This is a genomic window from Clostridium tanneri, from assembly GCF_033659955.1.
In the GTDB taxonomy this organism is placed as follows: Bacteria; Bacillota; Clostridia; order Clostridiales; family Clostridiaceae; genus Clostridium_AM; species Clostridium_AM tanneri.
The window spans coordinates 121737-137051 of record NZ_JARUJP010000007.1 but is presented as its reverse complement, the minus strand read 5'-3'; the positions used below and the strand labels follow the sequence as shown (position 1 = coordinate 137051).

Annotated in this window: 14 protein-coding genes; 13 read left to right on the top strand and 1 reads right to left on the bottom strand. The window is 31.0% G+C overall.

Features of this window, described 5'->3' with window-relative positions:
* Positions 1-27: 27 nt before the first annotated feature.
* Positions 28-729 carry an RNA polymerase sporulation sigma factor SigK gene (sigK, locus tag P8V03_RS08110; protein WP_261671623.1) on the top strand — a complete coding sequence of 234 codons (702 nt, stop codon included), beginning with the start codon at positions 28-30 and terminating at the stop codon, positions 727-729.
* A 179-nt stretch (positions 730-908) separates the two neighbouring features.
* Positions 909-1964: a type IV pilus twitching motility protein PilT gene (locus tag P8V03_RS08105; RefSeq protein WP_318797813.1), complete on the top strand. Its 1056-nt coding sequence runs from the start codon at positions 909-911 to the stop codon at positions 1962-1964.
* Positions 1965-2068: 104 nt separating this feature from the next.
* Here the strand turns inward: P8V03_RS08105 and P8V03_RS08100 are convergent, their stop codons facing one another.
* Positions 2069-2206: a hypothetical protein gene (locus P8V03_RS08100; RefSeq protein ID WP_261671621.1), complete on the bottom strand. Its 138-nt coding sequence runs from the start codon at positions 2204-2206 to the stop codon at positions 2069-2071.
* 414 nt (positions 2207-2620) lie between these two features.
* Between P8V03_RS08100 and P8V03_RS08095 the strand changes: the two genes are divergently transcribed.
* The 11 genes from P8V03_RS08095 to pgeF all read left to right on the top strand — a co-directional run bounded on the left by P8V03_RS08095 (position 2621) and on the right by pgeF (position 15296).
* Positions 2621-3895, top strand: coding sequence for a glycosyltransferase family 2 protein (locus P8V03_RS08095; protein WP_318797812.1), 1275 nt, complete (start codon positions 2621-2623; stop codon positions 3893-3895).
* Between the two features lie 176 nt (positions 3896-4071).
* A complete protein-coding gene (gene ftsA, locus P8V03_RS08090; RefSeq protein WP_318797811.1) occupies positions 4072-5343 on the top strand; it encodes a cell division protein FtsA in 1272 nt (423 codons plus the stop codon).
* Positions 5344-5359: 16 nt separating this feature from the next.
* On the top strand, positions 5360-6487 hold the full coding sequence (gene ftsZ / locus P8V03_RS08085; protein ID WP_261671618.1) for a cell division protein FtsZ: 1128 nt from the start codon (positions 5360-5362) through the stop codon (positions 6485-6487).
* A 207-nt stretch (positions 6488-6694) separates the two neighbouring features.
* Positions 6695-7492: a sigma-E processing peptidase SpoIIGA gene (gene spoIIGA / locus P8V03_RS08080; protein WP_318797810.1), complete on the top strand. Its 798-nt coding sequence runs from the start codon at positions 6695-6697 to the stop codon at positions 7490-7492.
* A gap of 28 nt (positions 7493-7520) precedes the next feature.
* On the top strand, positions 7521-8228 hold the full coding sequence (sigE, locus tag P8V03_RS08075; protein WP_261671616.1) for an RNA polymerase sporulation sigma factor SigE: 708 nt from the start codon (positions 7521-7523) through the stop codon (positions 8226-8228).
* A 76-nt stretch (positions 8229-8304) separates the two neighbouring features.
* Positions 8305-9078: an RNA polymerase sporulation sigma factor SigG gene (gene sigG / locus P8V03_RS08070; RefSeq protein WP_261671615.1), complete on the top strand. Its 774-nt coding sequence runs from the start codon at positions 8305-8307 to the stop codon at positions 9076-9078.
* 197 nt (positions 9079-9275) lie between these two features.
* Positions 9276-9539 carry a YlmC/YmxH family sporulation protein gene (locus P8V03_RS08065; protein ID WP_261671614.1) on the top strand — a complete coding sequence of 88 codons (264 nt, stop codon included), beginning with the start codon at positions 9276-9278 and terminating at the stop codon, positions 9537-9539.
* Positions 9540-9673: 134 nt separating this feature from the next.
* Positions 9674-10129, top strand: a complete 456-nt coding sequence (gene nrdR / locus P8V03_RS08060) for a transcriptional regulator NrdR (RefSeq protein ID WP_318797809.1) — start codon at positions 9674-9676, stop codon at positions 10127-10129.
* A gap of 369 nt (positions 10130-10498) precedes the next feature.
* The gene (locus P8V03_RS08055; protein WP_318797808.1) at positions 10499-12631 is read left to right on the top strand and encodes a methyl-accepting chemotaxis protein; all 2133 of its coding nucleotides are present in this window, start codon (positions 10499-10501) and stop codon (positions 12629-12631) included.
* A gap of 83 nt (positions 12632-12714) precedes the next feature.
* Positions 12715-14493 carry a GGDEF domain-containing protein gene (locus P8V03_RS08050; RefSeq protein ID WP_318797807.1) on the top strand — a complete coding sequence of 593 codons (1779 nt, stop codon included), beginning with the start codon at positions 12715-12717 and terminating at the stop codon, positions 14491-14493.
* A 92-nt stretch (positions 14494-14585) separates the two neighbouring features.
* A complete protein-coding gene (pgeF, locus tag P8V03_RS08045; protein ID WP_318797806.1) occupies positions 14586-15296 on the top strand; it encodes a peptidoglycan editing factor PgeF in 711 nt (236 codons plus the stop codon).
* Positions 15297-15315: the final 19 nt, after the last annotated feature.

Here is a 15315-nt window from a genome sequence, read left to right as displayed (position 1 = left end):
AATAAGCACTATTAGGAGGAGCAGCCCGTGTTTTTAACAAATTGCTTATTAGATATTGTAGGTAATATGGTCTTTTTAACAGCTTACATTACGAACAGTAGTTCGTTTCCGCAGCCTCTAAATGACCAGGAGGAAGAGTATTATTTAAGGATGTTAAAAGAAGGAGATATGGTAGCTAAAAATATTTTAGTTGAAAGAAACTTAAGGTTAGTAGCACATATTGTAAAGAAATATTCATATCCAGGTAAGGAAGTTGATGACTTAATATCTATTGGAACAGTGGGTTTAATTAAAGCTATAGATTCTTTTGATGCATCGAAAGGAACCAGACTTGCAACATACGCGGCAAAATGTATAGAGAATGAAATACTTATGCTTATAAGAAATAATAAGAAGAACAAGAGTGAGGTATATTTGCAGGATCCTATTGGCATTGATAAAGAGGGAAACGAAATATCTCTTATGGACGTTTTAAGTAGTGATGAAGATTCTATAATAGAGATTGTTGAAAGTAAGATACAAATTAAAAAGTTGTATTCCAAGATAAATACTTGTCTTTCTGAAAGAGAAAAAAACGTAGTTGAAATGAGGTATGGACTCTTAGAAGGAAAGCCAAAAACCCAAAGAGAAATAGCAAAAATTCTTGGTATTTCTAGATCCTATGTTTCCAGAATAGAAAAGAGAGCACTAAAAAAGTTAAATAAAGAGTTAAACTTGGGAAAAAAATAATTAAAACTGAGAATTAATTCTCAGTTTTAATTTGATTTTTAGTTTAGTAAATTAAAATAATAAAAGGAATTTAATAAAATTTGTAGAATTATAATCTTATGTGTTTATGATTATATACGATAGTTATAAAGGATGCTAAATTTTTGATTATAGTAAGCATTGATGAAAGGAGAGCATAAATGGAACTACTAAAGGATTTACTAGATATAACCATGAAAGAAAATGCTTCAGATTTGCACTTAACTGTTGGGGTGCCGCCTGTGATAAGGGTGAATGGGGAATTAAGGCAGATAAGCAATGTAAAGCTTCAGCCAATAGATACTGAAAATTATGCTAAGGAAATATTAGGAGAAGATTATGAGTCTTATATAAAAACAGGAGATTTAGATACTTCTTTTTCTGTTGCTGGTACTGGCAGATTTAGAGTTAATTTGTTTAAACAGAGAGGAAGTAGTGCTATTGCCATAAGAGTTGTTGGTTCCAAAGTCCCTACATTAAATGACCTTAATTTTCCGCCTATTATAAAAGAACTTGCAGCTAATAAGAGAGGTCTGGTTTTAGTTACAGGTCCTACTGGATCTGGTAAGAGTACAACCCTAGCTGCTATGATAAATGAAATTAATGCTACTAGGGCTTCCCATATAATTACACTTGAAGATCCCATTGAATATTTACATAAACATAATAAATCTATAATTAATCAAAGAGAGATAGGAAAAGATACATTAAGCTATGCTAATGCTTTAAGATCAGTATTGAGGGAAGACCCTGATGTTATTCTTGTGGGAGAAATGAGAGATTTGGAGACCATATCCGTAGCGTTGACAGCAGCAGAAACAGGACATTTAGTTTTATCTACATTACATACTATAGGAGCGGCAAAAACTATCGATAGAATTGTAGATGTGTTTCCACCGCACCAGCAGCAGCAGATTAAAATTCAGCTTGCTGCAGTACTTAAAGGGATTGTTTCACAACAGCTTTTGCCTAAGGTGAATGGAAAAGGAAGAGAGGCAGCTTTAGAAATAATGGTAGCTACCAGTGCAATTCAAAACATGATTAGGGAAGGTAAAACCCATCAAGTGGAATCATCAATGCAAACTGGTGCTAAATATGGAATGAAGACAATGGATATGTCATTGTCGGAACTCTACAAGAAAGGTTTAATATCCTATGAAACAGCCCTTAGCTATGCTATAGACAGGGATATGCTTACAAAAATTATTTCTTTATAAGTAACAATTATACTTTAATAGAGAAATGAGTATATATAGAGTAGCTTTCGTGTTAACTTTAAAGTGCTCTAAAAAAGCAGAGTCCATAGGACTCTGCTTTTTTATTAGAATATGAAATAGTCTAAAGTTTTCAAGCAAAATTGATCTTTTAGAGATGTACTCTTCTTCTCAACTTCCTTAGTTTTTTCTATTTTACTCTCAGTTATATTAGCGGTGTTAACTTTTTCGACAGTAGCATTCATAGTAAATCCTCCTTAAATTTTTAAATTTAAATTTTAAGAGAGGACTTAACCAAAGGATTCGTCTTTTTTATGAAGCCTTCGTAAATCAATGTAGAAGATCAGTTCGTAGCGCCTCATAAGGCTCTACCCCCTTTTCTAATTGCTGTACTATAACAGCTAAGTTTATTTTTGTTAATTATATAATACCACATAACTTTATTAATAACAAATGGACTTTATATAGTTAAAGTTAATTAAAATTCAAAAAACTTGTAATAATAATAGTTAAGTGCATTTATGTATATATTGCTATAGATATCTTGTAGTTAGTCAATTTTACAATTATACATAAAATAATTTCCATAATTATTAAAAATTCTATAGTAATTAATTTTTATTTATGCTAAAATAACCTTGAATTAGGGGGGATTGATAGTGAGCGTTTTTAAGGAAATTATTCATGATACCTCTCGTGTTTTAACCTATATAGTGTACATTATAACCATATATTACTTATGTATATCCTTTTTCGGCATATATAGAAAAAAAGAGAAGAGAGAGGTAAAACCGAAGAAAAGCTTTGCAATGATTGTAGCAGCACATAATGAAGAAATTGTTATTGGAGATATTGTAGAAAGTTTAAAAAGGCTTGATTACCCTAAACACCTTTATGACATTTATGTTATTGCAGATAATTGTACCGATAAAACTGCGCTGAGGGCAAGAGAAAAAGGTGCTATAGTTTATGAAAGAGTAAATAAAGAAAAAAGAGGAAAAGGCTATGCACTTGAATGGATGTTTGATCATATTTTTAATATGGAGAAGAAATATGATGCAGTTTCGATATTTGATGCAGATAACCTAGCTCATAAGAATTTTTTAATAGAAATGAATAAAAAACTATGTGAGGGATATAAAGTTGTTCAAGGATATCTAGATAGTAAAAATCCAGAGGATACATGGATTACTGGAAGTTACTCAATATCCTTTTGGACTAACAATAGAATGTTTCAATTAGCTAGAAACAATATTGGACTATCAAGTCAGTTAGGTGGAACAGGATTTAGCATTGATACGGAAATACTAAGAAAATTAGGTTGGGGTGCTACGTGTTTAACTGAGGACTTAGAATTCACCTGTAAGCTAGTTTTAAATGGTTATAAAGTAGGTTGGGCACATGATGCTGTTATATATGATGAAAAGCCTCTTACGCTGGCTCAGTCCTGGTGGCAGAGAAAAAGATGGATGCAGGGATTTGCAGATGTTTCAAGTAGGTATTTTTTTAAATTACTAAGAAGAGCAATATCTAAATTTAGCTTTGTTGCTTTGGATTGTGCACTGTATAGCATTCAACCTATAATTGCCATTTTGATAGGTATCTCTGCAATAACCGGTGTATTTCAATACTTTATGAAAGCATTTAATATAATATCTAACTTCAATACTTTTATTTATTCATTCAACTTTAACTTGCTTACTATTGCTATTGGCATTTTTGGAGTTTTACAATTTATATACACGCCGCTTATACTAGTTCTAGAAAAGAAGCTTAACTTAAAAATATTCTGGTATTATATAATATATCCTGTTTATGCTATTACATGGTTTCCGATTTCCATTCAAGGAATCATGGATAAAAATAATAAGGAGTGGAGTCATACTTTACATACCAGAAGTGTAAAAATAAATGATTTAGAAAAAGCCAATTAGAATATAGATAGGGAAAGACTGGAAGTCTTTCCCTTTTGGAATATTGAGTAAACAAAAAATAAGATTATTTAACTATATTTGAGATTTTATTAAAATATGATAAAATATAAGAGGAAAATTAGAATTTTTGTTGAATATATACTTTGATGGTTCTCTTACAGGGGGGGAAATGCTTAATGAATGAATATATAATTGGAATAGATATTGGATCATCGAAGATATGTGCTGCTGCCGGAAAAATAGACAAGCACGGTAGAATGCAGATAATGGGAATTACATCGGCAATTTGTAATGGAGTAAAAAAAGGAATTGTTGTTGATATAGATAGTACTTCTGAATCTGTAAAACAGTGTATTGACGGACTAGAAAGAATGGTCGATATCAAGATTACGGATGCATACATATCTTTACCTGGAGGAATAAGTGAGCTGGTTTGGAATAAAGGTGTTGTAGCTGTAGCTTCAGAAGATAGAGAGATAAAGGATAACGATGTTAAAAGAGTTATAAAAGCATCTAAAATCATTACAATTCCATCCGATAAAGAAATTATAGGTGTAATACCCCAGCAGTACATAATCGATGGGTATGATAAGATAAAAGACCCTATAGGTATGAGTGGATTGAGATTGGAAGTAGATGCTCAAATCATACTAGCTCAAACTACTGTGGTAAATAATCTATTTAAAAGTATAGAGAAAGCTGGAATAAATGTATCTGGCATAGTATTCCAACCTTTAGCTCTATCAGAGGTTGTGTTAAAAAAAGAAGAAGTTGAAAGAGGAGTAGTATTAGTAGATGTAGGAGCAGAATCTATTAATATATATAGTTTTGAAGGGGGAAACTTAGTAAGTATAAGCACAATGTCATTAGGTGGAAATACTATAAGTAATGATATTGCAGTCTGTCTTAAGCTTCCTTTTTCAGAGGCTGAAAAACTAAAAATTAAGTATGGTAGTGTTGGTAGAAGCTCCGTTAACAATGATATAAAAATAGAAGTCAACGCTGACTATAATAACAAAATTCATGTAGATCAGGATATACTTAAACAAGTAATTGAGGCTAGAGTTGAGGAATTACTGTGCATTATTAAAGGTGAATTAAAATCTAATGAACACTATGACAAAATTTCAGGTATAGTCTTTGTTGGAGGGGGATTTGCATTAATTAAAGGAATTGAAGACTTTAGCAAGGATATACTACAGAAACCTGTTAGAGTAGGAAGTCCTGAATATATTGGAGCAGCAAGCCCTCTATATGCAGCAGCTGTAGGTGCAGTAAAGGATGCTGCAGACTCTATGAAAGATAAAAGTTTAAGGATTAAGTCAGAGAAGGAAACAGAAGGTATTCAAAGGGAATGGACTAAAGAGAGAAACAAACATGAAGAAAAAAAAGAAAATAGTAGTGGCTTTGTATCAAAATTAAAAGATTTTTTCACAGATTTTTTCTAATAGGGAGGTAAATATTGTGCTAGATTTTGATGTTGATGTTCAACAATTAGCTAATATAAAAGTAATAGGATGCGGTGGTGGAGGAAACAACGCCGTAAATAGAATGATAAGAGAAGGACTAAAGAATGTTGAGTTTATTTCTGTAAATACAGATAAGCAGGCATTAGCTCTTTCTCAGGCGTCACAAAAGATACAAATAGGAGACAAACTTACTAAAGGTTTAGGAGCAGGTGCAAATCCTGAAATAGGAAATAAAGCAGCTGAGGAAAGTAAGGAAGAAATATCTCAGGCCATAAAAGGTGCAGATATGGTATTTATCACTGCAGGTATGGGTGGCGGAACCGGTACTGGAGCAGCACCTGTAATTGCAGAAATAGCTAAGTCTATGGGAATACTTACTGTAGGAGTAGTAACTAAGCCTTTCCCTTTTGAAGGAAGAAAAAGAATGCTTCACGCAGAAATGGGAATAAAGAATTTAAAAGAGAGAGTAGATACATTGGTAACTATTCCAAATGAAAGACTACTTACAATTGTGGATAAAAAAACTACATTGATGGAATCTTTCAAATATGCAGATGACGTTCTAAGACAAGGTGTACAAGGTATATCTGACTTAATTACAATACCAGGTCTTGTTAACCTTGACTTTGCAGATGTTAGAACTATCATGATAGACAAAGGTCTTGCACATATGGGAGTAGGAAGAGGAACAGGAGATAATAGAGCACAAGAAGCGGCAAAGCAAGCTATTTCCAGTCCTTTACTTGAGACATCTATAGTAGGAGCTACTGGAGTACTTCTAAATATAACTGGGGGACCGGACTTGGGACTTCTAGAAATAAATGAAGCAGCAGAAATAGTGCAGGATGCTGCTGACCCAGATGCAAACATCATATTCGGTGCTGTAATAGACGAAAATATAAAAGATGAGATAAGAATCACAGTAATTGCCACAGGCTTTGAATCAGAAAAGATGCAAAGAACTCAGCCAGAGCCGGTTGCAAAAGTAACTGCAGCTCCAACACAACCAACAGTTAGTTTTACAAGTAATAGAGATGAAGCCGCAGCTACTGTAGAATATCATCAAAATTACGATGAAAATAACCTTGAAATACCAGCCTTTTTAAGAAGACAAAGAAAGTAATATAAGAATAAAAAAGCAAGTGTAGCCTATGGCTACACTTGCTTTTTTATTCTTATAACATACAGGCAGCAAATTATAATAAGTTGGCATATTATAGCATATAAAAATAATAATAATTTATAAAAAATGACAAAATTTTAAAGATAATAAGTATATAATAAAAAGTAAGAAAATGGAAATTAATTGTAATGGAGGTGAATATAGTATTTGATTATATATATCGATGTTTTGATTTTTCAAAACTTAGTAGTTAACCTATTTTTGTTATATATAACTGCCCGTACTTTGAGAGTAAAAGTAGAACTAAGATATATCTTAGTTGCAGCAGCTATTGGTAGTATGTATGTTATAACTTTAGTCTATCCGGAGCTAAAAAGGTTTTCTACGGTTCCATTTAAAATGATAATAGCAGCAGCCCTAATACTAATTAGTTTTAGAAAAAGGAAAGTGTTTTTTAATTTAAAGGCGTTATCTATATTCCTCTTGTATTCCATGCTTCTAGCTGGAGCTTGCATGTTTATACAATATAACGAAGACTATGACATTAATAACTTTGTTATTATAAACTTTTCCTATAAAAAGCTTATGCTTTCAATAATGATAATATATATATTAATTGATAGAATAGTAATCTACATAAAAGATAGAAAAGACTTAAAAAGTCTTATATATGATGTAGATATTGTGTTAAAGAACTCAGAGAAAAATATTAAGGCTTTTTTAGATACTGGCAATGAATTAAGGGAACCAGCTACTAACCTACCAGTAATTATAGTGGAGAAAAAGGTTTTTAAGGATATAGATTTAAATCTATATGATAAATTTTATATTCCCTATAGAGTAGTAAATGGACAAAGTGGTAACCTCCAAGGATTTAAACCTCTCTGTATAAGAATACACGGTGGAGAGGAATGTCAGAATAGAGAGGTAATAGTTGCTTTTTGCGAAGAAAGATTAAGTGATTTTAATGATTATGAAGCTCTTTTATCTAGAGGAGTAATGTAAAGGATATTAAATTGATTGGAGGATTAATATGATTAAATTAAAGATATTGTTAAATAGAATATTAACTAAATTTAAGGTCTTTATAAAGACAGTGTACTACATAGGTGGCAATGAGGTACTTCCCCCTCCTCTTAGTAAAAAGGAAGAAGATGATCTAGTTGCAAGACTTGTAACTGGTGAGGAGAGTGTAAGATCTACGTTAATAGAAAGGAATTTAAGATTAGTAGTATATATAGCAAGAAAGTTTGAAAATACAGGGGTAAACGTAGAGGATTTAGTATCAGTAGGAACTATAGGTTTAATTAAGGCTGTTAACACCTTTGATCCAGAGAAAAAAATAAAATTAGCTACATATGCATCTAGATGCATTGAAAATGAAATACTTATGTATTTAAGAAGAAATAGCAAAGTAAAAGCCGAAATTTCCTTTTATGAGCCTTTAAATATTGACTGGGATGGGAATGAACTACTATTATCAGATATATTAGGTACAGATAATGATGTGGTTTATAACCTCATTGAGGATGAAGTTGATAAGCAACTTTTAATGGTAGCAATGAAAAAGTTAAGTGCTAGAGAAAAAGAAATAGTAAATCTAAGATTTGGGTTAGGCGGTCAAGGAGAAAAAACACAAAAAGAAGTTGCTGATATGCTTGGTATATCTCAATCATACATTTCCAGATTAGAAAAAAGAATAATAAAAAGATTAAAGAAAGAAATAAATAAAATGTTATAAGGTTGTCTTTAGTATAAAAAAGCCCTACTTAGGAAATAATTAAAATGCTATATATTCTAAAGGGGCTGATGACTTTATGATAATTAATAAAGTTGAAATCTGTGGAGTTAACACTGCCAAATTACCAGTATTAAAGGAAAATGAGATGAGAGGACTGTTAATGGAGATGAGGAGTGGAGACTACTCATCAAGGGAAAAGTTTATCAAGGGTAATTTGAGACTGGTATTAAGTGTTATCCAAAGATTTAACAACCGAGGAGAAAATGTTGATGATTTATTTCAAGTTGGTTGTATAGGATTAATTAAGGCCATTGATAACTTTGATTTAAATCAAAATGTAAAGTTTTCTACTTATGCCGTTCCTATGATTATAGGAGAGATAAGAAGGTATTTAAGAGATAACAACTCTATAAGAGTGAGCAGATCTCTAAGAGATATTGCTTATAGGGCTCTGCAAGTTAGAGATAAACTTATAGGCGAAAATAATAAGGAGCCTACAATATCTCAAATTGCTAAAGAGTTGAAAGTGCCAAGAGAGGAAGTAGTATTTGCATTAGATGCTATTCAAGATCCGGTATCTCTCTTTGAACCTATTTATCATGACGGTGGAGATGCAATTTATGTAATGGATCAAATAAGTGACAACAAAAACTTAGATGATAGCTGGTTAGAGAACATAGCTATAAAGGAGGCTATGAAAAAATTAAATGATAGGGAGAAGCTTATACTCAACTTGAGATTCTTTGATGGTAGAACTCAGATGGAGGTAGCAGATGAAATAGGCATATCCCAGGCTCAGGTTTCTAGGTTAGAAAAAACTGCCTTAAGACATATGAGAAAATATGTATAGCCTTGGTAATAATCGTACTTATATTTAATTTTAGGATAAAAACTGAGAGTATACTAATATGACGATATTAGTATACTTTTCTCGGTTTTTATTTTTTATGAATTATTAAAAGAATATAAGCATATTATTTACTGAGCAGTTATCGCGAAGAAGTCTTGAAAGGCTAATTTTAACTGAGAAAACTTGGAGGGATAAAAATGGATGAAGAAAAATCTTTATATTCTTTAGGAAATTTAAGGGCAATGGAAATTATAGATATAAATACGGGAACAAAATTAGGATTTATAAAAGATTTAAAAATTGATTGTGATGAATATAAGATTATATCTATTATTTTACCATCTCAAAAAATGTCTTGGTTTGGGAAAAGTGAAGATATAGAAGTTCCTTGGGAAAATGTAAAGAAGATAGGTGTTGATGTTTTGCTTATAGATGGAGGAGAGTTTATGTTGAAGGAATAAGTGGATGTACAAAAGGTTAGATTTATAAAATTAATTAAAATCTACTAAACTATAGAATTTACCACTGAAATGTGTATAATTATTATAGGCGTAAATTTAAAAAGGATAATATATTTAGAAGGACGTGAAGAGATGTGAAGTGCCCTTACTGTGGTTATTTAGAAAGCAGGGTAGTAGATTCAAGATCAACTGAAGATGATATGTCTATAAGAAGAAGAAGAGAATGTTTGGAATGTGCGAAAAGGTATACTACATATGAAAAAGTTGAAAATGTGCCTATACTAGTTATAAAGAAAAACATGAATAGAGAATACTTCGATAGAACAAAAATAATAAATGGATTAATAAAAGCTTGTCAGAAAAGGCCTGTTTCGAGGCAGCAAATAGAGAATATTGCAGATGAAGTAGAAAAAAAGATTAGTAATAAAATGATGACAGAAGTTCAGTCTGAGTATATTGGTGAAATGATAATGGAGAGTCTCAAGGATTTGGATGAAGTGTCTTATGTTAGATTTGCATCTGTATACAGACAGTTTAAAGATATCAATACTTTCATGGAAGAAATTAAAAGTTTACTGGGAAATAAGTAGAGCATTATAAGATTAAAGTTATATCAGAATTACGGCAGCTAATGTATGAAAATATATGATTTCTTTAAGGTAAGGTAAAAATAGCTTAACATAAAAAGGTGCTATTAGGTTTATTGAGTTTCAATAAATCTGATAGCACTTTTTTTATAATTAACTTAAATAATATATAGTTATTTAAATAATAATTTTTTTCATTAAATTAGGGTGTTTAACTTATATTTAACATAAGTTAAATATAAGTTAAAAAAGCTATTATTCAATGCTAAGCAAATAATATATTGTTATAATATTTGTAAGAAAATACTGGAAAGTTCGAACTTTATAATATAAATTTAACTGAGAAGTTAAATAATTTTAGGAGGGATAGTTGTGAAAAATTGTTTAGGGGTTAACTTTTTAAAAAATATACCTAAAACAATAAAAGAAAATTGGATTTATGTGGGCATAAGGGGATGGACCAAAGGATTAAGTGAAAGTTTTACAAGTAGTGTAGGAGCAAAGATAACCATTCAGATTGCGTTACTGCTTACTATCGTCTGTGGTACTTTAGGCATAATCTCATACCAAAGCTCTTCTAAAGCCTTAGAAAGAACAATTGCTTCATCACTTCAATCAAGGGCTACCGAGGCAGCAAAATTAATAAACTCTACTTTGCAGCAGGAATTGAAAGCTATGGAACAAATTGCTGAAAGAGCGGAAATTCAATCTATGAATATTGAAGATCAAATACCTGTATTAGAAGCTCAAGGTAAAAATTTGAACTACATAAGCTTGAATGTGTTACAACCTAATGGAATAATACATTTCCCAAATGGTTCTAAGTCCCAAATAGATCTTTTAAATAAAGAGAAAAACACAGAATATTTAAGAAAAGCTTTTTTGGGTATAGCTTCCATATCTAATCCTGTAACTAATATTGATGGAGAACAAATTATAGCTATTGCAGTTCCTATAAGAGATAAAGAGGGAAATGTTTCAGGGGTTTTACAATCTAACATGTCTATGGGAAAGCTTAACGAAATAGTACAAAAGACAAAGGTTGGAAATAGCGGTTATTGCTTTATAATAAATAAACAGGGAACAAAGGTTGCACATAAGGATTTAAAATTAGTGTTAAATAAGGACAATACTGTTCATAACTTGAGTAAGGATCCGTCTTTAAAAGCACTAGCAGAATTAGAAAGTAAGATGATGAAAGGAGAAACAGGCTCTGGATATTATTTAAAAGGTGGTGCAGAAAGGTTTATGGCTTATGCGCCAATTCCTAATATGGAATGGTTTTTAGCGATGAGCATATCTAAAAATGAAATATTTTATCCAGCGGATAAACTAAAGTATCAATCTATTATAATAACTATTATTTTTATTTGTATTGGAATCGTGGTAGGATTATTGATTTCTAAATCTATAAAGCAGCCTCTACTTAAAATTAAGAAATACGCAGATAAGCTTTCGCAGTGCAATCTTTCTCATAGGATTGAAATTAAAAGGAAAGATGAATTTGGACAAACTGGAAATGCTCTAAATAGTGCTATAGACAGCGTAGAAAAAATTATTTGTTGCGTCAAGGAAGAAAGCGGAAACACAGTTAACTCCACAAAGGACATAAATGATTTATTTGTTAAGGTACATAAAGGGGTTAAAAGAATTTCAGAAACATCAGAAGAAATTTCAGCTACAATGCAGGAGTCTTCAGCGGCTATACAGATTGGAAGTTCAAAGGCCTCAGAAGTTAAAGCGGAAATAGATAGTGCATTAGAAGAAATAAAAGAAGGACTACAATTGGCAAACAATATAAAAGGAAAGGCTGCCTTAATGAAGATGGATACTGAACAGTCAAGACTAAGAGTGAAAGATACATACTTAATGTCTAAAAATAAGATGAATAAAGCTTTAAAAGAAGCTAAGGTAGTAAAAAATATTTCTGCACTAGCAGAAGGTATAAGGGACATTGCAAAAAAGACGAAAATTTTAGCTTTAAATGCTACCATTGAAGCTACTAGAGCAGGGGAACATGGCAAAGGTTTTACAGTAGTTGCTAAGGAAGTTAGAAAACTAGCGGAACAATCAGCGGATTCGGTAGTACACATTCAGAAAAATGTTAAAGAAGTTTTAGCCTCTGTAGGTGAGCTTGCAAACTCTGCAGAGTTTATATTGAAGGTTATGGAGGAAGAAGTCCTACAAGATTATAAAAAAGTAATAGAAGTAAGTGAAGAATATAGAAAGGATGGAGAGGTTTTTCATAGTGTATTAGAGAGATTTTCTAGCTTAGCTCATCATATGAATGTATCTATAGAAGATATTTCAGAAAGCATGAAGGAATTAAATTTAGTAGTTAACAATTGTGCAGAAGCTTCTGTATACATAGCTTACAATATAGGAAAAGTTAATGAAGAAAATGAAATTATAATGGATAAGTCACAGAAGAATGCAGAGGGAGCTGAAACTTTAATTACCCTTGTAAGTGAATTTAAAATAAAGGATGATTCAAGTATGGCCTAGTATAACTTTGTGGGAAAATTTGTGATTTTAATATTGTGCAGAGAAGTGTTGCATTATAATTTATAAAGGAGTTAGGATAAGGAATGTGTAATTTAAGAGGAGAATTAGAGAGAATCTTAAAGCTAGGAAATATAAAGACAGTTTTTCAACCTATAATCTCTTTAAAAAGTGGGAATGTATTTGGTTATGAAGCTTTAACAAGAGGACCGGAAAATTCACCACTTAAAAGTCCCGAAAAATTGTTTTCTGTGGCCCAAAGTTATAACAGACTCTGGGAACTAGAATGTCTATGTAGGAGTAAGGCGATAGAGAGAGGTCATAAGATTCATAAGAATAAATTCTTGTTTTTAAATGTTGATCCATATATATTTAAAGATGACAAATATAAAAAAGGATTTACTAAAGAGTTTTTATCTAAATATAATATGTCTCCAGAAAGTATAATATTTGAGATTACAGAGAGAACTTGTATAAAAGATTATAAAAGTTTTAAGTTGGCGTTAGATAACTATTTAGAAGAAGGCTATAAAATAGCAATTGATGATACTGGGGCAGGATATTCCGGACTTAAAATGTTATCTGAAACAAAACCTCATTACATAAAAATAGATATGGATTTAATAAGGGACATACATAAGGATTTATTTAAACAACACTTGATTTCTGGTCTTGTAAGTTTATCCAATAGTACCAATATGAAACTTATAGCAGAAGGAATAGAGTGTGAAGAAGAATTAGTAAAACTAATACAATTAGGTGTTCATGCGGGACAGGGATATTTTCTTCAACGCCCATCAGAAACTCTCCTAGATACTAATGAAGAAATAAAAAATATAATTTTAAATACCTATAACCAGGAGAATAGTAAATTGTTAAATTGTTCAAAAATCTCTATAGGTCAAATAGCTAGGAGAGATAAAACCTTTGACTTAAATAGACCTTGTAAGGATATAAAAGAATACTTTGATAATACAACGTACACTGGTGCATGTATTGTGAATAAAGACTTACCAGTTGGACTTGTAATGAGTCATTCACTAAACTCCATATTTGCTACTCAGTATGGGTTAGCGGTATTTCTTAAGAGGCCAATATCACTAATTATGAATACTTCACCACTAGTTGTAGATTATAACACCTTTGTAAGTGACGTGTCTCAAGTTGCTATGTCAAGGAAAGATGAAAATGTATATGATTATATAATTATTACTAAGAATTTTAAATACTATGGTGTAGTTACTATAAAAAATTTGTTGGAGTTTACAACTGCCTTAGAACGGAATTATGCTAAGGAGTTGAATCCTCTCACATCACTTCCGGGAAATGTAATTATAGAAAACAAGCTTAAAGAGGTTTTAGAGCTTAAGCGCAATTCCTGCATATTGTATTTTGATATTGATAATTTTAAAGTATATAACGATAGTTATGGTTTTGAAAATGGTGATAAGGTATTAAAGTTGACAGCAAATATTATAAAAAATAACTTAAAAATATATTTTTCTAATAATAATTTTTTAGGGCATATAGGTGGAGATGATTTTATAGCAGTTGTAGAAGGTTGTTATGGAGACTGTGTAAAATTGTGTGAAAAAGTAATAAAGGAATTTGATGAAAAAATATTAGATTATTTTGATGAAGAAGATAAGAAAAATGGCTTTATAGAAGCCATAGATAGAAAAGGAAATAAAGATACTTTTGACATAACATCTATATCAATTGCAGGAGTTTTGGGAATGCTAAATGTATTTTCAAAGGTTAACGATATAGCTAAATATGTGGCTAATATGAAAAAGGAAACTAAAAGCTTAAGATACAGTAATTATAGAATTAAAGTTTTATCTAATGATGATAATTACTTATAATAGAGACCTAAATTTAAGTTTTCTATAAATAGTTCATTATTTTGTAAGTATCTATGTTAAAATTAATTTAAAAGGATATTTGGAGGAGCAAAATGGAGAAAGTGCTAATTGATAACTATGAGCTTATAAAAGTTTCTTTAGATGGAGCTGTGGCAGTTTTTTCTACCGGAAAAAGCGGCTTGGATTTTAATAAAAATACAGAGGAAGGACAAAAAAATATAAAAAATATAAAAAAATGGTTTGATGTGAAAGAAGTAGGATATATGAACCAGGTACACAGTGATTGTGTTATTACTTACGATGGGGAAGTAAAAGAAGGAGATGCACTAATAACTAATAAAGAAAATACTGCCCTTGGAGTTTTTACTGCAGATTGTGTACCGATTTTATTATATGATAAAAAAAATAAGGCTATAGCTGCAATTCACAGTGGTTGGAGAGGAACATTTTCCTGTATTGCATTGAAAACTATTGAAAGAATGGAAAAACAGTATGGCACAAAAGCTGAAGATTTAGTTGCATACATTGGGCCACATATGCACCAGTGCTGTTATGAAGTTAGTGTTGAAATAATAAATCAATTTAAAAATCATGATATATACAAGGGAGTAGAGTTATCAGATGGAAGGATGTTAAGTATGACAAAATGTATTTTTCATCAGTTAAGAACTAAAGGATTAAAGGAAGAAAACATAAAGGATTTAAATATTTGCACTTTCTGCGACAAAGAATATGAATTACATTCCTACAGAAAGAGCACAAATAAATATGGAAGAATGTTTTCCTTTATATTCTTAAAATAGTTTGAGGGACTGAGGTGTT

Coding starts and splice junctions, on each gene's coding strand:
- P8V03_RS08105 (WP_318797813.1), top strand. CDS start 909: ATGGAACTACTAAAGGATTTACTAGATATAACCATGAAAGAAAATGCT.
- P8V03_RS08100 (WP_261671621.1), bottom strand. CDS start 2,206: ATGAATGCTACTGTCGAAAAAGTTAACACCGCTAATATAACTGAGAGT.
- ftsA (WP_318797811.1), top strand. CDS start 4,072: ATGAATGAATATATAATTGGAATAGATATTGGATCATCGAAGATATGT.
- sigE (WP_261671616.1), top strand. CDS start 7,521: ATGATTAAATTAAAGATATTGTTAAATAGAATATTAACTAAATTTAAG.
- sigG (WP_261671615.1), top strand. CDS start 8,305: ATGATAATTAATAAAGTTGAAATCTGTGGAGTTAACACTGCCAAATTA.
- P8V03_RS08065 (WP_261671614.1), top strand. CDS start 9,276: ATGGATGAAGAAAAATCTTTATATTCTTTAGGAAATTTAAGGGCAATG.
- P8V03_RS08050 (WP_318797807.1), top strand. CDS start 12,715: ATGTGTAATTTAAGAGGAGAATTAGAGAGAATCTTAAAGCTAGGAAAT.
- pgeF (WP_318797806.1), top strand. CDS start 14,586: ATGGAGAAAGTGCTAATTGATAACTATGAGCTTATAAAAGTTTCTTTA.